This is a genomic window from Cedecea sp. VD22 (assembly GCF_037150195.1).
GTDB lineage: Bacteria > Pseudomonadota > Gammaproteobacteria > Enterobacterales > Enterobacteriaceae > Cedecea.
Map to the genome: position 1 here is coordinate 13,708 of NZ_JBBCPX010000006.1, position 17,447 is coordinate 31,154.

Sequence of the window (17,447 nt, forward strand, 5' to 3'; positions counted from 1 at the left end):
TATTTATCCTTTAATTTATTCGACGTTCAGCGCGTCATTAACCAGATCTTGCTGTTGCTTCTGGTGAACGGACATATACCCTACCGCCGGAGAGGCGGAGGCCGGGCGACCTGCATAACGCAGAGCGGACCCAAACGGAATCACTTCGCGGAAGTGGTGCTGGCTGCAGTACCAGGCGCCCTGGTTCAGCGGCTCTTCCTGGCACCAGACGAAGTCGTGTACGTGTGCGAACGGCTTCAGCGCTTCCTGTACCGCCTGGTGCGGGAACGGATAGAGCTGCTCAATACGCACAATCGCCACATCCTTCTGCTCATTCTTACGGCGCTGCTCAAGCAGGTCGTAGTACACCTTACCGGAACACAGAACAACGCGCTTCACGCCTTTCGGATCCAGTTCGTCAATCTCACCAATTGCCGGCTGGAACGTGCCGTTGGCCAGTTCGTCGAGGCTGGATACCGCCAGCGGATGGCGCAGCAGAGATTTCGGTGACATGACGACCAGTGGACGGCGCATCCCGCGCAGCGCCTGACGACGCAGCATGTGATAAACCTGAGCCGGAGTCGACGGCACGCAAACCTGCATGTTCTGCTCGGCGCACAGCTGGAGGTAACGCTCCAGACGCGCGGAGGAGTGCTCTGGGCCCTGGCCTTCATAGCCGTGCGGCAGCAGCATGACCAGGCCACACATACGGCCCCATTTCTGCTCGCCGGAGCTGATGAACTGGTCAATCACAACCTGCGCCCCGTTGGCGAAGTCGCCAAACTGCGCTTCCCAAATGGTCAGGGTGCGAGGTTCTGCCGTGGCATAGCCGTACTCAAAGGCCAGAACCGCTTCTTCAGACAACACGGAATCCCAGACTTTGAAGATGCCCTGGCTGTTGTGGACGTGCGCCAGCGGCGTATAGGTTGAGCCGTTGGTTTGGTTGTGGATCACGGCGTGGCGGTGGAAGAAGGTCCCACGGCCAGCATCTTCACCAGACAGACGAACGGACACGCCTTCATCTACCAGCGTTGCATAAGCCAGGTTTTCCGCTGCACCCCAGTCGAACAGTTTGTTGCCGTTCGCCATGTCCTGACGGTCGCTGTAGATTTTCGCCACGCGGGACTGCATTTCTACGGCTTCCGGCACGGTGCTGATGCGCTTAGCCAGTTCCTGAACGCGCTTCATCTCAACCTTGTTCGGGTAGCTTTCGTCCCACTCGTGGTTGAGGTACGGCGACCAGGTAAAGGAGTGCATGTTCATCGGACGCCACTCTTGCACGACACATTCGCCGGCATCCAGCGCATCGCGGTACAGATTCACCATTTCGGTGGCATCTTCCAGCGTGGCCAGTTTGTCCTGCTCCAGCTTGTCAGCATAGATCTTACGCGGGGTCGGATGTTTTTTGATCTTCTGGTACATCACCGGCTGCGTTGCGCTTGGCTCGTCAGCTTCGTTATGGCCGTGGCGGCGGTAGCAAACCAGGTCGATAAACACATCACGCTTGAAGGTATTACGGAAGTCCAGCGCCAGACGGGTAACGAAAGCTACGGCTTCCGGGTCATCCGCATTAACGTGGAAAATCGGCGCCATGACCATCTTACCGATGTCGGTACAGTATGGCGTGGAGCGCGCATCCAGCGGGTTAGAGGTGGTGAAACCAATCTGGTTGTTGATCACGATACGCACGGTACCGCCCACTTCGTAACCACGCGCTTTGGACATGTTCAGGGTTTCCTGAACCACGCCCTGCCCGGCTACCGCGGCATCACCATGAATGGTGATAGGCAGTACCTGGTTGCTGCCTGGCTTATCCAGACGATCCAGACGCGCACGCACGGAACCGATAACCACCGGGCTAACGATTTCCAGGTGAGACGGGTTAAACGCCAGCGCCAGGTGAACCAGGCCGCCTTCGGTTTCAACATCGGAAGAGAAGCCCATGTGGTACTTCACGTCGCCGGTGCCGAGATGTTCTTTATGTTTGCCCGCAAATTCGTCAAACAGATCCTGCGGTTTTTTACCCAGCACGTTGATCAGCACGTTAAGACGACCGCGGTGCGCCATACCCAGCACCACTTCGCGCGTGCCGCTCTTACCGGCGTGGCGAATCATCTCTTTGAGCATCGGTACCAGCGCGTCGCCGCCTTCCAGCGAGAAGCGTTTCGCCCCAGGGAATTTAGCCCCCAGGTAGCGCTCCAGCCCTTCCGCCGCAGTCAGCTCGCTCAGGAAACGTTTTTTCTCTTCCTGAGTAAAGCTTGAACGCCCGGCTACCGATTCGATGCGCTGCTGGATCCAGCGTTTTTCTTCGGTATTGGTGATGTGCATGTATTCCGCACCGATCGACCCACCGTAGGTTTGCTTCAGCGCAGCGATCAGGTCGGCAAGCTTCATGGTCTCTTTGCCGATGGCAAACGATCCCACGTTGAAACTCTGCTGCAAATCTTCTTCGGTCAGGTTATGGAACGCCGGATCCAGATCGGCAACCGTTTCCTGCTGCCAAAGCCCGAGCGGATCGAGATTAGCAGCCTGATGGCCGCGGAAACGCCAGGCGTTGATCAACTGCAACACTTTTACCTGTTTGGCATCGGTGTCAGGATCGGTGACTGCGGTGGAGTAACGTGAGGCATCCTTCGCCAGACGACGGAAATAATCACGCGTTTTTGAATGGAATTGATCCGGTCTGGCTCCGGTGCCAGGTAACTGCTGGAACATCGTGCGCCAGTGCGCATCAACAGAGTCAGGATCGGTTAAGAAGTCTTCATAGAGCTGCTCTATGTAGGACTGGTTTGCGCCCGCCAGCCAGGAAGAGTCCAGCCAGGGCTTCATCGCGCCGTTCTGCATCGTGATCCCTTAAGCATTTTATGCTTATTTCGCCGTGGATAACTATAACGCACACCGTAGGGTATACAGGTATACGTTCCAGGGTTCACTTTCTTCGAGCCTGTTGCCGTGGAGGGCGGCCCGCGAAGGAACCTTTAGAAACTGTCTTAAGGGTTTCCCCTCACCCCTTCCCCTTATAAGAGAGGGAAGATCGTCGGCAGTTTTTAAAGATTTCCTGCAATTTGCACCCTCTCCCCTGCAAGGAGAGGGTACTTTTCTGACTTAAGCGCTTTTTTGCAACAGCATCGACTTAATATGGCCGATAGCTTTCGTCGGGTTCAGCCCCTTAGGACAAACGCTGACGCAGTTCATAATGCTGTGGCAGCGGAATACGCTGAAAGCATCGCTCAGGCCGTCCAGACGCGCGTCCGTTTCGGTGTCGCGGCTGTCGATCAGGAAGCGATACGCAGCCAGCAAACCGGCCGGGCCGATAAACTTGTCCGGGTTCCACCAGAACGACGGGCAAGAAGTCGAGCAGCAAGCGCAAAGAATGCACTCGTACAGACCATCCAGCTTTTCACGCTGTTCAGGCGACTGCAAATGCTCGCGAGCGGGTGGATTTTGCCCATTATTCAACAAGTAAGGCTTAATCTTCTCATATTGAGCATAGAATTGCCCCATGTCTACCACCAGATCGCGGATCACCGGCAGGCCAGGCAGAGGACGGATGACTATCTTCTGCTTACCGTTGCCGAGCGCCGAGATTGGCGTGATACAGGCCAGCCCGTTTTTGCCGTTCATGTTCAGGCCGTCGGAGCCACAAACGCCTTCACGGCAAGAGCGACGGAATGACAGACTAGGATCTTTTTCTTTCAGCTGCATTAAAGCGTCAAGCAGCATCATGTCGCGACCCTCTTCCGCTTCCAGGGTGTAATCCTGCATGCGCGGAGCGTCGTCTACATCCGGGTTATAACGATAAACTGAGAATTCGAGTTTCATTGTCCTGTCTCCGCATTAATAAGTACGAATCTTCGGCGGGAACGCCGGACGCAGTTTCGGTTCCATGTTCACGCTACGACGCGTCATGGATTCCGTCTCTGGCAGATACAGGGAATGGCACAGCCAGTTTTCGTCATCACGCTCCGGGAAGTCGAAGCGGCTATGCGCGCCACGGCTCTCGGTACGGAAGTTTGCCGACACCGCAGTGGCGTAAGCGGTTTCCATCAGGTTATCCAGCTCCAGGCACTCAACGCGCTGGGTGTTGAACTCGCTGGAAGTGTCGTCCAGACGGGCATTTTTCAGGCGCTCGCGGATTGCTTTCAGCTGCTCAAGCCCTTTGGCCATCGCGTCACCTTCGCGGAATACCGAGAAGTTGTGCTGCATACATTCCTGCAGCGCTTTGCGGATTTCCACCGGATCTTCACCGTTACGGTTGCCGTTCCAGCGGTTAAGGCGCTCAAGGGAGGCGTCGATTTCAGCGTCGGTTGCGTCAAGCAGATCGCCCTGCTCGGCAATGGATTCCTGCAGGTGCAGGCCAACAGCACGCCCGAACACCACCAGGTCAAGCAGGGAGTTGCCGCCCAGACGGTTCGCACCGTGTACGGAAACACAGGCAATTTCGCCCACGGCGAACAAACCAGGGATAACCACATCTTCGCCCTGCTCGTTCACGGTCAGCGCCTGGCCGGTCACTTTGGTCGGAATACCGCCCATCATATAGTGGCAGGTTGGGATAACCGGGATCGGCTCTTTCACCGGATCGACGTGGGCGAAGGTACGGGACAGTTCCAGAATGCCCGGCAGGCGGGATTCCAGCACTTCTTTACCCAGGTGGTCGAGTTTCAGTTTGGCGTGTGGCCCCCACGGACCATCACAGCCGCGGCCTTCACGGATTTCGATCATGATGGAACGCGCCACCACGTCACGACCCGCCAAGTCTTTCGCATTCGGGGCATAACGCTCCATGAAGCGTTCGCCGTGTTTGTTCAGCAGGTAACCGCCTTCACCACGGCAGCCTTCTGTGACCAGAACCCCTGCCCCGGCAATGCCGGTTGGGTGGAACTGCCACATTTCCATATCCTGCACCGGCACGCCAGCGCGGATAGCCATACCAACGCCGTCACCGGTATTGATGTGGGCGTTGGTGGTGGATTGATAAATACGGCCTGCGCCGCCGGTTGCCAGCACGGTTGCGCGGGCTTTGAAGTAAACGACTTCACCGGTTTCGATGCACAGTGCGGTACAGCCAACCACTGCGCCATCAGCGTTTTTCACCAGATCCAGCGCATACCACTCGGAGAAGATGGTGGTGTGGTTTTTCAGGTTCTGCTGATACAGCGTGTGCAGTAAAGCGTGGCCGGTACGGTCAGCTGCTGCCGCAGTACGCGCCGCCTGCTCGCCGCCGAAGTCTTTCGACTGGCCGCCGAACGGACGTTGATAAATGGTGCCGTTTTCCAGACGGGAGAAAGGCAGGCCCATGTGGTCCAGTTCCAGAATCGCTTCCGGGCCGGTTTTACACATATATTCGATGGCGTCCTGGTCACCGATATAATCGGAACCTTTTACCGTGTCATACATGTGCCATTCCCAGTTATCTTCATGGGTATTACCCAGCGCCACGGTGATACCACCCTGCGCAGATACGGTATGGGAACGAGTTGGGAACACTTTAGAAAGCAGCGCACAGGTCTGGCCGCTCTGGGAAATCTGTAGCGCCGCGCGCATACCTGCGCCGCCGGCACCAATCACTACAGCATCAAATTCTCTGACTGGCAGTTTCATTACACACCCCACACCACAACGAATCCATAAATGACGTAAACCAACAGCGCGACAACAATCAGCAGCTGTAAAGGAAGGCGAATCGCCAGTGGTTTAACGTAGTCGGTCAACACCTGCCACATGCCAATCCAGGCATGGATCAAAATAGAGAACAGTGCCAGCAGGGTGAAAACTTTGGTGAAGGCAGAGGCAAAGAAGCCGTGCCAGACGTCGTAGGTCAGCTCGCCGGTGACAGCGAAGAAGCCAATCATATAGATGATGTACAGGGTGAGTACGATGGCGGTAGCGCGAACCAGCACATAATCGTGCACGCCATTGCGACCCAATGCGGAGGCATTGCTTACCATACGAGGACTCCTGCAAGAATTGAAAGCACGACAGTAATAACAAAGGCGATATGTGCGGATCGTTTGCCCGCTACAAAGGTCTCTTCCAGATAGCCAAAGTCCATCAGCAGATGGCGAATACCCACCACCACGTGATAGGCCAGAGCCGTCAGAATGCCCCACATTATAAATTTAACGATAAAGCTGCTCATCACGGCGGACGCGGTCAGAAAACCTTCCGGGGAGGAGAGTGACAGTCCCAGCAACCAAAGCAGAATGCCGACCGCCACAAATGTGATCACGCCGGAAACGCGGTGGAGGATGGAAGCGATTGCAGTGACGGGGAACCGGATCGTTTTCAGATCCAGATTGACAGGTCGTTGTTTTTTCACGTTTCTTATCATGAATAGCGCCCACATGCTCTTCTTATTGTTTCCTTCCTCCGGATCTGCATTCGGGGTCAGACAGCGCTAACTTTCTATAACTGTGCGTCATGCAAAAAACAGCTACATCCAGAGGCCAGGGATCTGGCTACAACGCTGGGTGGCTCCCGGTAGCAGGGTGTTCCGGAGACCTGGCGGCAGTATAGGCTCTTCACAAAATCATTACAATTAACCCACATAATGTTTGAAGGGTTTTGCTCGGAACAGTGAGCAGGATCACGATAACAACATTATTTTAAATTTTAATCATCTGATTTGACAAAAGTTAAACATTCTTGTTACAAACAGGGCCAGAAAAGCCGTATAATTCGTAAAAGTTATAGGGTCAGCCTTTCACCTGAGTAATAGTTATGTAACAGTGGATGGGTATTGACCCGAGAGATCAGGACAGTTATTAGTGATATACAGGTTTGAATGATACTGATTGCTAAGACGCTGATTTGCTGTAGTTTCGCCCCCAAAGCGAGTGTTACCTGCAAGCGCCCATCGCTCTGTACCCTGGTTGTACTCCTCTAAACAGAGCCGCGAGCCAATTAAAAAACTGGTAACCAACCATTGTGGGTTCGAATGCAAATCGGACGCCCGGCAGTCTTATGAAATAAGGCGCTAAGGAGACCGTAAATGGCTGATACTAAAGCAAACCTCACCCTTAATGGTGACGATGCTCTCGAACTTGATGTGCTAAAGGGCACGCTAGGTCAGGATGTAATTGATATCCGTAGTCTTGGTTCTAAAGGTGTATTTACTTTTGACCCAGGTTTCACCTCTACCGCATCCTGCGAATCCAAAATCACTTATATCGACGGTGACGAAGGCATTCTGTTGCACCGCGGTTTCCCGATTGACCAACTGGCCACCGAATCCAGCTACCTGGAAGTGTGCTACATCCTGCTGAACGGCGAAAAACCGACGCAGGAGCAGTTCGACGAATTCAAAACTACCGTTACCCGCCACACCATGATTCACGAGCAGATCACCCGTCTGTTCCACGGCTTCCGTCGCGACTCACATCCGATGGCCGTGCTGTGCGGCGTAACCGGCGCGCTGGCGGCCTTCTACCACGACTCCCTTGACGTGAATAACCCACGTCACCGTGAAATCGCGGCATTCCGTCTGCTCTCCAAAATGCCAACCGTAGCGGCAATGTGTTACAAGTATTCGATTGGCCAGCCGTTTGTTTACCCACGCAACGACCTCTCCTACTCGGCTAACTTCCTGAACATGATGTTCTCCACGCCGTGCGAAGAGTACAAAGTTAACCCAATTCTGGAGCGAGCAATGGATCGTATTCTGATCCTGCACGCTGACCACGAGCAGAACGCATCGACGTCGACCGTGCGTACCGCAGGTTCTTCCGGCGCTAACCCATTTGCGTGTATCGCGGCGGGGATCGCTTCCCTGTGGGGACCGGCTCACGGCGGCGCGAACGAAGCTGCGCTGAAGATGCTGGAAGAAATCAGCACCGTGGAGCACATTCCAGAATTTATCCGTCGTGCCAAAGACAAGAACGACTCGTTCCGCCTGATGGGCTTCGGCCACCGCGTGTACAAAAACTACGACCCGCGCGCCACCGTGATGCGTGAAACCTGTCACGAAGTGCTGAAAGAGCTGAACCTGAAGGATAACAACCTGCTGGAAGTGGCGATGGAGCTGGAACACATCGCGCTGAACGACCCGTACTTCATCGAGAAGAAACTCTACCCGAACGTAGACTTCTACTCCGGCATCATCCTGAAGGCGATGGGCATTCCTTCCTCCATGTTTACCGTTATCTTCGCGATGGCGCGTACCGTGGGCTGGATTGCACACTGGAACGAAATGCACGACGACGGCATTAAAATTGCCCGTCCACGTCAGCTGTACACCGGCTACGACAAACGTGATTTCAAATCCGATCTCAAAAAGTAATATTTCTTACTTGATGAGTAAAAAACGCGCCCTGTGGCGCGTTTTTTTATTTCTGGCAGCGAGGGCACCAGTAAAACGGTCTTGAAGAGAAGTTGGTTCTTTCAATAATCCCTCCACATCGTTCGCACGGTTCACCCGCCCGGTGAAACACCCTAAAGCTGAAAACAGCCCCGTGATGTTTGTTCTCATCTCCCTGGCCTCGCGTCTGATAAGAAAGCCGTGGAATCGCCAGCAAAGCAGTCGCTAACCGCTCAATCTGCTCTTCGCTTAAATCCTCCGCGCGGTGCTGCGGCGCAAGTTCCGCTTCCCAAAGGATTTCCACTCGCAGGTAATTCCCCAAACCGGCAAGAAAAGCCTGGTCGAGCAGTAACCCGCTGAACTGCCGACGGCGAAACTTTGGCGACAGCAAACGTGCTTTGACCAGATCCACCGTCAGCGTTTCATCCAGCACATCCGGCCCCACGCGCTGCAAGAAAGGCTGTTGTTCAAGCTGCCCCTGGTCGAGGATTTCGATGTCCGAGGCGCTGTAAAGAAGAATGGCTTTTTTAGCCGTTTGCAGCCTGACACGCAGCACACGGTTCGTTTCTGCTACTTTACCTACGTCAGCCACTCGCCATACGCCGTAAAGCTGATTATGACTGTACAAGGTTAAGCCGTTGGAAAAATGCGTCAGCATTGCTTTTCCCCGGGTTTCGATACGACCGATGGTTTTCCCCACCAGCATCGCTTCAAACGGCTTAAGCTCTTCAAAAGCAAACCAGGCTTCGGTTAACGGCTCCCCGCCCACGGCGGCTTCCAGCTTGTCCGCCGCGCGGCGAATCTCCGGTCCTTCCGGCATACTAAACTCCCTGAAACGTTATGCTTCCTGTGCCAGTTGCCAGGCAATCTGCTCGAGATAAATAGCCTGTTCGCGGCGCGCTTTGAGCGCCTCCGCCAGCGTACACGGCACAAAATGAATGGGTTCCCCCAGCCTGACCTGAGCCAGATGATAAAGATCGGCCTCAATCACGCAGGCAATGCGAGGATAGCCCCCGGTTGTCTGGGCATCGTTCATTAACACAATCGGCTGGCCGTTATGCGGTACCTGAATCACGCCCGGCAGCAGGCCATGGGACAGCATTTCTCGCTGGGTCGTCCGCTCCAGCTCTGGCCCCTGAAGCCTGTAGCCCATCCGGTTACTCTGCGGGCTAATTTGCCAGGCCAATCGCCAGAAACTCTCCTGAGATGCCAGGCTGAATTCCTGATACTCCGGCCCGGTCACGGCGCGAATGCGATTTCCCCAAAGCAGTTGTTTTACGCCGCGGGGATGCTGAAATTTACGTTGAGGTTTACGCAAAGCTAAACGGTCACCATCCCGCAGCAAACGGCCATGATGACCGCCGATCCCGGCTTTAAGATCGGTGCTGTAAGACCCCATCACTTCCGGTACATCCAGGCCACCGTCGACGGCAAGGTAGCTGCGCATACCGTGCGTAGGTTTTTTCAGCGTCAGCCTTTGGCCTTTTTTGACAGGCAGTCGCCAGCCCGTCCACACGGCGTTGCCATCCAGCTCCGCATGGCAGCCTGCCCCGGTAAGCGCAAACCAGCCGCTACGCCCGAATTCAATCACGCACTGTCCAAGGGTGATTTCCAGCGCGGGGGCATCTGGCGCATTCCCAACCAGTAAATTGGCGACGGAGATGGCGGGGGTATCGAGCGCGCCGCAGCGGCTCACGCCCAAATGACGCTGCCCTTCCCGGCCCGTATCCTGCACGCTGGTTTGTATCCCGGCGCGAACAATATTCAGCATATGCCCCCCTGCTGCGGGACGAAACGCACGGTATCACCCGGCAACAATAAAGTGGGTGATGAGCCGTTGGGGTTAAACAAATCGAGTGAGGTGCGGCCGATGATTTGCCAACCTCCCGGCGTCACCAGCGGATAAATGCCGGTTTGACTGCCACCAATGCCTACAGAGCCAGCGGCAACCTGCAGCCGGGGTTCTGCCCGGCGGGGCGTAGCGAGGACTTCAGGCAGTCCCCCCAGATAAGCAAAGCCCGGCTGGAAGCCAAGGAAGTAGACGATGTACTCCGCTCCAGAATGCAGGGCGACTACCTGTTCGGGCGTTAAGTTATTGTGGCGAGCCACGACATCAAGATCGGGTCCCACCTCACCGCCGTATACGACCGGAATATCAATCTTACGAGGCGGAGGGATCACAGCCTCACTTTCTTCCCACCAGTGCTGGAGCCATTCAATGCCATCCAGCGCCAGACGCTGAGGATCTTTCAGCACCACGGTGATGTTATTCATGCCCGGAATGGCCTCGCTCACCTCGTCAGAGGCATTCAGGCGCTGCAGCAGTCCCCAAATGCGCTGCTGGCTGGCAAGCCTGACAGGAGGATCCAGCTCCAGAACCACCGCTTTTTCACCCAATAAATAACAGCCAGCTCGTTGCACAGCTCCTCCGGTATCAGGCAGGATTAGGGATATCGATAAAGATAACGTCGAGATCGGTTTCGCTGTTTAGCCAGTCGCTAAGCGCCTGGATCCCACCCCGCTCGGTGGCATGATGACCCGCGGCGTAGAAATGCAGCCCCTGTTCGCGGGCGGAATGAATCGTCTGCTCGGAAACTTCGCCGGTAATAAACGCATCCACCCCAAAGCGCGCCGCGCTATCGATAAAGCCCTGCCCACCGCCCGTGCACCACGCCACGCGGCGGATCTGATCCGGGCCGGTGTCTCCACACCACAGCGGCGTGCGGCCTAAGCGCATTTCAATCCAGGAAGCCAGCTCCACGCCGGAAAGCGGCGTCGGGAACTCGCCCCAGGGGACCAGCGGCTCAACTTCCCCTTTCGTTTCAATCCCCAGCAGCGCGCCAAGTTGGGCGTTATTCCCCAACTGCGGATGGGCATCAAGCGGCAAATGCCAGCCGTAAAGGTTGATGTCGTTCGCCAGCAGCGTTTTCAGGCGGTTGCGCTTCATGCCGCGGATCACCGGCGATTCATTTTTCCAGAAATAACCGTGGTGGACGATCACCGCATCGGCCTGCTGGCGCACAGCTTCGTCCAGCAGCGCCTGGCTGGCAGTAACCCCAGTGACAATCTTGCGGATCGCTTCCCGGCCTTCAACCTGCAGGCCATTCGGGGCGTAATCACTGATTGCCGAGCTGTTCAGCTTGTCATTAATCAGGCGTTCCAGTTCACTGTTTTTCATCATTATTCTCTTTGGTTATTTTCTTGCCGCTTCATAAGCCGCAAGCGTATTCAGTCGGGCCTGCCTATGGTCAACAATCGGGCGCGGGTAGTCCAGCGTTTGCTTTTGTTTATCAGCCCAGTCCCACGGCGAATGAATCTGTTTCCCTGGCACAGTTTTCAGTTCAGGTAGCCAGTGGCGAATAAAATCCCCTTCAGCATCGAAGCGTTCACCCTGAGTTGTCGGGTTAAAAATGCGGAAATAAGGCGCGGCGTCGGTGCCCGTAGAAGCCGCCCACTGCCAGCCGCCGTTGTTCGCCGCCAGATCTCCGTCAATCAGCTGCGACATAAAATAGCGCTCGCCCTGCCGCCAGTCGATCAGCAAATCCTTCACCAGAAAACTCGCCACGACCATGCGTAAACGGTTATGCATCCAGCCCGTTTGGTTCAGCTGCCGCATCGCCGCATCGACAATGGGGTAACCCGTTTTACCCTGCTGCCAGGCTTCAAGCCATGCATTATTTCCGCTCCAGCGAACTTTATCTGTCCAGGCAATAAACGGCTGGTGACGGCAAAGTTTCGGGTACGCAACCATCAGATGGCGGTAAAACTCGCGCCAGATGAGTTCGTTGAGCCAGGTAGCTCCGGCTTCGCCCTCCAGCGCTTTAGGGTGCTCTTTTAGCAGACGATGCAGGCACTGGCGCGGAGACAAAACGCCGGTGGCCAGATAAGGCGACAGCCGGCTGGTGCCTTCTATCGCCGGGAAATCACGTTGTTCCGGGTAGTCGGCAGCGGGCTGCAGGCAAAATTTACGCAGCATGCCAATGGCCTCCGGCTCACCCACGGGGAAGAGTTCGCGGTCAAACGCCTCACGGGGCATATCAAACGCAAAGCTTTCATTGAAGTCGCACTCTCCACGGGCTTTTGGCGCAGGCACGCATTCCGGCAGCCCTTCCTGCAAGCGCCGAATAAACGCCTTGCTGAACGGGGTAAAGACTTTGTACATCTCGTGGTTGCCGGTAGTGACGCTGCCCGGTGCAAGCAGCAGGCTGTCATCAAATCCCTGCACGGTAACGTCCACATCCAGAGCTTTTTCCAGCGCGGCGTCACGGGCACGCTCGTTAACTTCATACTGGTAGTTGTAAAAAAGCGCATCGACTTTTTGTTCAACGCAGAACGCTTTTATACACTCTATCGACGCGGCAAAATCCGCAGCCTGTTGGATATGAAGTTCAATCCCACGCCCGGCCAGGGCATGACCCAATGCCCGTAAATGCTCAAAGATAAATTCGGCCTGTTTGGGTGCCATGACGTGCTGCCGCCATTGTTCGGGCGTCACGACAAAAAATCCGATGACTTTTGCATCGGGATTACGGCAGGCGGCGTGTAAGGCGTAGTTATCGTGAATACGTAGATCGTTGCGGAACCAGACCAGATGGGTAGGCATAACTCTCCCTGGATTCATTACCTGACCGCCGCCATTGCGCGTTGGCGACGGTTCAATATTGGAAGTTATTTCGGACAGCAGAAGTATACCAATGCCAGGCTAAGCGACATCGCTGGCTGCCCGCGTCTCAGTTGTTAACTCAGTGTAGCAAGACGCAGTCAACAAAAAAGCTACCCGGAGGTAGCTTTCGTCAAATCGATTCAGCTTTTAGTAATAATCGAAGGCGGCGGCTTCAGATTGCGCCATCCACACCGGCTTGTCGCTGGTTTTGGACCAGACGCGGTGCAGGTAGCTGTAAAAACGCGCGCGATCTTTCCAGAACAGCATTACAGGCAGCGCCAGCACACCGGCAGCGACTGCAAAAGTGCGACGCAGGATGACCTGATGCGCAGGGTATTCTTTGTATAAAGACATAGGCTTCTCCTCATAATGTGTGACCGACACCGCATGTCGGAAAATCGAAACTTGTTATCTGGTCAAAATACTATCTCATTGTTTGAAAGTTTACTACTCCTCCGACCAGATAAATGCACTTTTTTGTGCGCTATTTATCTTTTCACCTGTAATTAAGTTACAAAATGGTTAAATAAATACTAACCATTAGTTAACTAATGGCTTTTGCCATTTTATACTTTTTTTACACCCCGCCCCCGGACTTTTACGACATCTTTTCACCCGAAATCCTATTCTGCCGCGAAATGCTTAACGCACCGTTGGAGGTGGATTGTGAGTGCAGGCGTCATAACCGGCATCGTGCTGGTCTTCTTGCTGTTGGGTTACCTGGTTTATGCCCTGATTAAAGCGGAGGCGTTTTAATGGCTGCGTCCGGATTTTTACTGATCGCCAGCTTCCTGCTGGTGCTCTTTGCCCTTGCGAAACCGCTGGGCGCCGTGCTGGCACGACTGATCGACGGCGAACCGCTGCCGATCGTGGGCCGCATTGAGCCCATTTTGTGGTCCCTGATGGGCAGCAAAGGTGAAGAAATGGACTGGAAACGCTATCTGATGGCGATTCTGGCATTTAACGTTTTTGGGCTGATCCTGCTGTTCGCGATGCTGCTGTTCCAGGACAGTTTGCCGCTTAACCCGCAGCATCTGCCGGGCCTCTCCTGGCATCTGGCGCTGAACACTGCCGTCAGTTTTGTCTCCAACACTAACTGGCAGTCTTACGGCGGCGAAACCACGCTGAGCTACTTCAGCCAGATGGTGGGCCTGACGGTACAAAACTTCGTTTCTGCCGCCACCGGCATTGCCGTAGTGTTTGCGCTGATCCGTGGTTTCTCTCGCCATTCCACCAGCACGCTGGGCAACGCCTGGGTCGATTTAACCCGCGTTACGCTGTACATCCTGCTGCCAATCTCGCTGGTGATGGCGCTGTTCTTTATCAGCCAGGGTTCGCTGCAGAACTTCTCTGCTTACCAGCCTTACACCACCATTGAAGGCGTTCAGCACCTGCTGCCGATGGGGCCGGTGGCTTCTCAGGAAGCGATTAAAATGCTGGGAACCAACGGCGGGGGCTTCTTCAACGCTAACTCCTCTCACCCGTTTGAGAACCCTACGGCGCTGACCAACTTCGTGCAGATGGTTTCCATCTTCCTGATCCCGGCCGCGCTCTGCTTCGCCTTTGGTGAAGCCGTGGGCGACCGCCGTCAGGGCCGCGCGCTGCTTTGGGCGATGACCATTATCTTCGTGGTCTGCGTGGTGGTAGTGATGTGGGCCGAGCTGCAGGGCAACCCGCACTTTATCCAGTTGGGCGCCAACAGCAGCATCAACATGGAAGGCAAAGAGAGCCGCTTCGGCATTCTGAATAGCAGCCTGTTCGCGGTGATTACTACCGCCGCATCCTGCGGGGCGGTCAACGCCATGCATGACTCCTTTACGGCGCTGGGCGGCATGGTGCCAATGTGGCTGATGCAGATTGGTGAAGTGGTCTTCGGCGGCGTAGGCGCTGGCCTGTACGGCATGCTGCTGTTCGTCCTGCTGGCCGTGTTTATCGCCGGGCTGATGATTGGGCGTACCCCGGAATACCTGGGTAAGAAAATTGACGTGCCGGAAATGAAGATGACTTCGCTGGCCATTCTTATCACCCCTGCCCTGGTGCTGCTCGGCACCGCGCTGGCGATGATGACGGATGCAGGCCGCAGCGGCATGGCAAACCCAGGGATCCACGGCTTCAGCGAGGTGCTGTATGCGATTTCTTCCGCCGCAAACAATAACGGTAGCGCCTTCGCCGGCCTGAGCACCAACACGCCGTTCTGGAACGTTCTGCTGGCTGTATGCATGTGGTTTGGTCGCTTTGGGGTGATTATCCCGGTAATGGCTATTGCCGGTTCCCTGGCCGCGAAAAAATCCCAGGCCGTCAGCATCGGTACGCTGCCAACGCACGGCCCGCTGTTTATCGGTTTACTGATTGGGACAGTGCTGCTGGTTGGCGCCCTGACCTTTATCCCCGCCCTCGCTTTAGGCCCGGTTGCGGAACACCTTTCTCTGGTTAATTTCTGATTACGAGGCTTCCATGAGTCGCAAGCAACAGGCGCTGTTTGAACCTGGTCTGATCCGTCAGGCGCTAATTGATTCTTTTAAAAAGCTCGCCCCGCAGGTGCAGTGGCGCAACCCGGTGATGTTTATCGTCTGGGTGGGGAGCATCATCACTACCCTGCTCGGGATAGCGATGTTCACCGGCCTGCAGCAGGGGGATGCCCTCTTCACGCTCGCCATCAGCCTGTGGCTGTGGTTTACCGTGCTGTTCGCCAACTTTGCTGAAGCGCTGGCAGAAGGCCGCAGCAAGGCCCAGGCGAACAGCCTGAAAGGGGTGAAAAAAACCAGCTGGGCACGCAAACTGCGCAGCCCACAGCATGATGCGCAGGTGGACCACATTCCGGCGGCCGATCTGCGTAAAGGCGACGTCGTGCTGGTGGAGGCCGGGGACATCATCCCTTGCGATGGCGAAGTCCTTGAGGGTGGCGCGTCGGTGGATGAAAGCGCCATCACCGGGGAATCCGCCCCGGTTATCCGTGAGTCCGGCGGCGACTTTGCCTCGGTGACCGGCGGGACGCGCATTCTGTCCGACTGGCTGGTCATCCAGTGCAGCGTTAACCCAGGGGAAACCTTCCTCGACCGCATGATTGCCATGGTGGAAAGCGCCCAGCGTCGTAAAACGCCGAACGAAATCGCCCTGACTATCCTGCTGGTAGCGCTGACAATCGTCCTGCTGCTGGCGACCGCAACCCTGTGGCCGTTCTCTGACTACGGCGGCCAGGCGGCTAGCGTAACCGTGCTGGTAGCCCTGCTGGTCTGCCTGATCCCAACCACCATCGGCGGCCTGCTTTCCGCCATCGGTGTGGCCGGGATGAGCCGTATGCTGGGTGCGAACGTGATCGCCACCAGCGGCCGGGCGGTAGAAGCTGCCGGGGATATCGACGTCCTGCTGCTGGATAAAACCGGCACCATCACGCTCGGTAACCGCCAGGCCTCCGCCTTCCTCCCTGCCCCTGGCGTGGATGAAAAAGAGCTGGCCGATGCCGCGCAGCTGGCCTCACTGGCGGATGAAACGCCAGAAGGCCGCAGTATCGTGGTGCTGGCAAAACAGCGCTTTAACCTGCGTGAACGCGACGTGCAGAACCTGCAGGCAACGTTTGTGCCGTTTACCGCGCAAACCCGTATGAGCGGCATCAATATTCAGGACCGCATGATCCGCAAAGGTTCTGTGGATGCCATCCGCCGCCACGTAGAAGTGAACAACGGCCACTTCCCGGCCCAGGTCGACACGCTGGTTGAAGGCGTGGCTCGCCAGGGCGGTACGCCGCTAGTGGTTGCCGAAGGCGCTAACGTGCTGGGCGTAATCGCGCTGAAAGACATCGTGAAAGGCGGCATTAAAGAGCGTTTCGCACAGCTGCGCCAGATGGGCATCAAAACGGTGATGATCACCGGGGATAACCGCCTGACCGCCGCGGCGATTGCCGCCGAAGCCGGGGTGGATGACTTCCTTTCTGAAGCCACACCGGAAGCCAAGCTGGCGCTGATTCGCCAGTATCAAGCCGAAGGACGTTTGGTGGCGATGACCGGCGACGGCACCAACGACGCCCCTGCCCTTGCGCAGGCAGACGTAGCGGTAGCCATGAACTCCGGGACTCAGGCAGCGAAGGAGGCCGGGAACATGGTTGACCTGGACTCTAACCCAACCAAGCTGATTGAAGTGGTCCACATCGGGAAGCAAATGCTGATGACTCGCGGGTCACTGACCACCTTCAGTATCGCTAACGACGTGGCGAAATACTTCGCCATTATCCCGGCGGCGTTTGCGGTGACTTACCCGCAGCTGAACGCGCTGAACGTGATGCACCTGCACTCCCCTGCTTCGGCCATCTTGAGCGCGGTGATCTTCAATGCGCTGATCATCATCTGCCTCATTCCGCTGGCGCTAAAAGGCATTAGTTACAAGCCGCTGAGCGCGGCTGCGATGCTGCGCCGCAACCTGTGGATCTATGGCCTGGGCGGTATCGTCGTGCCGTTTATTGGTATCAAAGTGATTGACGTGATCCTGACCGTACTCGGTCTGGTCTAAGAG

15 protein-coding genes are annotated in these 17,447 nt (G+C 56.0%); 4 read left to right on the forward strand and 11 right to left on the reverse strand.

Features of this window, described 5'->3' with window-relative positions:
• Positions 1-15 precede the first annotated feature (15 nt).
• The 5 genes from sucA to sdhC form a co-directional block, all read right to left on the reverse strand.
• On the reverse strand, positions 16-2,823 hold the full coding sequence (gene sucA / locus WFK85_RS12995) for a 2-oxoglutarate dehydrogenase E1 component (protein WP_166875785.1): 2,808 nt from the start codon (positions 2,821-2,823) through the stop codon (positions 16-18).
• 261 nt (positions 2,824-3,084) lie between these two features.
• Positions 3,085-3,801: a succinate dehydrogenase iron-sulfur subunit SdhB gene (gene sdhB / locus WFK85_RS13000; RefSeq protein ID WP_085541216.1), complete on the reverse strand. Its 717-nt coding sequence runs from the start codon at positions 3,799-3,801 to the stop codon at positions 3,085-3,087.
• A 15-nt stretch (positions 3,802-3,816) separates the two neighbouring features.
• On the reverse strand, positions 3,817-5,583 hold the full coding sequence (gene sdhA / locus WFK85_RS13005) for a succinate dehydrogenase flavoprotein subunit (protein ID WP_008456142.1): 1,767 nt from the start codon (positions 5,581-5,583) through the stop codon (positions 3,817-3,819).
• Positions 5,583-5,930, reverse strand: a complete 348-nt coding sequence (sdhD, locus tag WFK85_RS13010) for a succinate dehydrogenase membrane anchor subunit (RefSeq protein WP_008456141.1) — start codon at positions 5,928-5,930, stop codon at positions 5,583-5,585. The genes sdhA and sdhD overlap by 1 nt, the downstream gene beginning before the upstream one ends.
• Positions 5,924-6,328 carry a succinate dehydrogenase cytochrome b556 subunit gene (gene sdhC / locus WFK85_RS13015; RefSeq protein ID WP_034808195.1) on the reverse strand — a complete coding sequence of 135 codons (405 nt, stop codon included), beginning with the start codon at positions 6,326-6,328 and terminating at the stop codon, positions 5,924-5,926. The genes sdhD and sdhC overlap by 7 nt, the downstream gene beginning before the upstream one ends.
• A gap of 645 nt (positions 6,329-6,973) precedes the next feature.
• Here sdhC and WFK85_RS13020 point away from each other — a divergent pair.
• Complete coding sequence (locus tag WFK85_RS13020) at positions 6,974-8,260, forward strand: citrate synthase (protein ID WP_008456139.1); 1,287 nt, start codon at positions 6,974-6,976, stop codon at positions 8,258-8,260.
• Positions 8,261-8,306: 46 nt separating this feature from the next.
• Here the strand turns inward: WFK85_RS13020 and nei are convergent, their stop codons facing one another.
• The 6 genes from nei to WFK85_RS13050 form a co-directional block, all read right to left on the reverse strand.
• A complete protein-coding gene (gene nei, locus WFK85_RS13025) occupies positions 8,307-9,098 on the reverse strand; it encodes an endonuclease VIII (RefSeq protein WP_008456138.1) in 792 nt (263 codons plus the stop codon).
• A gap of 18 nt (positions 9,099-9,116) precedes the next feature.
• Positions 9,117-10,049, reverse strand: coding sequence for a 5-oxoprolinase subunit PxpC (gene pxpC, locus WFK85_RS13030; protein ID WP_336708439.1), 933 nt, complete (start codon positions 10,047-10,049; stop codon positions 9,117-9,119).
• Positions 10,043-10,699, reverse strand: a complete 657-nt coding sequence (pxpB, locus tag WFK85_RS13035) for a 5-oxoprolinase subunit PxpB (RefSeq protein ID WP_336708437.1) — start codon at positions 10,697-10,699, stop codon at positions 10,043-10,045. The genes pxpC and pxpB overlap by 7 nt, the downstream gene beginning before the upstream one ends.
• Positions 10,700-10,712: 13 nt before the next feature.
• Positions 10,713-11,456 (reverse strand): type 2 GTP cyclohydrolase I, encoded by a 744-nt coding sequence (locus WFK85_RS13040; RefSeq protein ID WP_166994592.1) that lies wholly within the window; start codon positions 11,454-11,456, stop codon positions 10,713-10,715.
• A gap of 15 nt (positions 11,457-11,471) precedes the next feature.
• Positions 11,472-12,881, reverse strand: coding sequence for a deoxyribodipyrimidine photo-lyase (gene phrB / locus WFK85_RS13045; RefSeq protein ID WP_166994555.1), 1,410 nt, complete (start codon positions 12,879-12,881; stop codon positions 11,472-11,474).
• Between the two features lie 207 nt (positions 12,882-13,088).
• Complete coding sequence (locus tag WFK85_RS13050) at positions 13,089-13,295, reverse strand: YbfA family protein (protein WP_008456133.1); 207 nt, start codon at positions 13,293-13,295, stop codon at positions 13,089-13,091.
• 312 nt (positions 13,296-13,607) lie between these two features.
• On the opposite strand from WFK85_RS13050, the gene kdpF reads away from it, so the two are divergent.
• Genes kdpF through kdpB form a run of 3 tightly spaced genes read left to right on the forward strand, consistent with a single transcriptional unit; the run spans position 13,608 to position 17,444 of the window.
• Complete coding sequence (kdpF, locus tag WFK85_RS13055; RefSeq protein ID WP_008456132.1) at positions 13,608-13,697, forward strand: K(+)-transporting ATPase subunit F; 90 nt, start codon at positions 13,608-13,610, stop codon at positions 13,695-13,697.
• Positions 13,697-15,382: a potassium-transporting ATPase subunit KdpA gene (gene kdpA, locus WFK85_RS13060; RefSeq protein ID WP_166994553.1), complete on the forward strand. Its 1,686-nt coding sequence runs from the start codon at positions 13,697-13,699 to the stop codon at positions 15,380-15,382. Before kdpF ends, kdpA begins: the two co-directional genes overlap by 1 nt.
• A gap of 13 nt (positions 15,383-15,395) precedes the next feature.
• Positions 15,396-17,444, forward strand: a complete 2,049-nt coding sequence (kdpB, locus tag WFK85_RS13065; protein ID WP_336708433.1) for a potassium-transporting ATPase subunit KdpB — start codon at positions 15,396-15,398, stop codon at positions 17,442-17,444.
• Positions 17,445-17,447 lie beyond the last annotated feature (3 nt).

Coding starts and splice junctions, on each gene's coding strand:
- nei (WP_008456138.1), bottom strand. CDS start 9,098: ATGCCGGAAGGACCGGAGATTCGCCGCGCGGCGGACAAGCTGGAAGCC.
- sdhC (WP_034808195.1), bottom strand. CDS start 6,328: ATGTGGGCGCTATTCATGATAAGAAACGTGAAAAAACAACGACCTGTC.
- pxpC (WP_336708439.1), bottom strand. CDS start 10,049: ATGCTGAATATTGTTCGCGCCGGGATACAAACCAGCGTGCAGGATACG.
- sdhD (WP_008456141.1), bottom strand. CDS start 5,930: ATGGTAAGCAATGCCTCCGCATTGGGTCGCAATGGCGTGCACGATTAT.
- WFK85_RS13020 (WP_008456139.1), top strand. CDS start 6,974: ATGGCTGATACTAAAGCAAACCTCACCCTTAATGGTGACGATGCTCTC.
- kdpA (WP_166994553.1), top strand. CDS start 13,697: ATGGCTGCGTCCGGATTTTTACTGATCGCCAGCTTCCTGCTGGTGCTC.
- sdhB (WP_085541216.1), bottom strand. CDS start 3,801: ATGAAACTCGAATTCTCAGTTTATCGTTATAACCCGGATGTAGACGAC.
- kdpB (WP_336708433.1), top strand. CDS start 15,396: ATGAGTCGCAAGCAACAGGCGCTGTTTGAACCTGGTCTGATCCGTCAG.
- WFK85_RS13050 (WP_008456133.1), bottom strand. CDS start 13,295: ATGTCTTTATACAAAGAATACCCTGCGCATCAGGTCATCCTGCGTCGC.
- phrB (WP_166994555.1), bottom strand. CDS start 12,881: ATGCCTACCCATCTGGTCTGGTTCCGCAACGATCTACGTATTCACGAT.
- WFK85_RS13040 (WP_166994592.1), bottom strand. CDS start 11,456: ATGAAAAACAGTGAACTGGAACGCCTGATTAATGACAAGCTGAACAGC.
- sucA (WP_166875785.1), bottom strand. CDS start 2,823: ATGCAGAACGGCGCGATGAAGCCCTGGCTGGACTCTTCCTGGCTGGCG.
- sdhA (WP_008456142.1), bottom strand. CDS start 5,583: ATGAAACTGCCAGTCAGAGAATTTGATGCTGTAGTGATTGGTGCCGGC.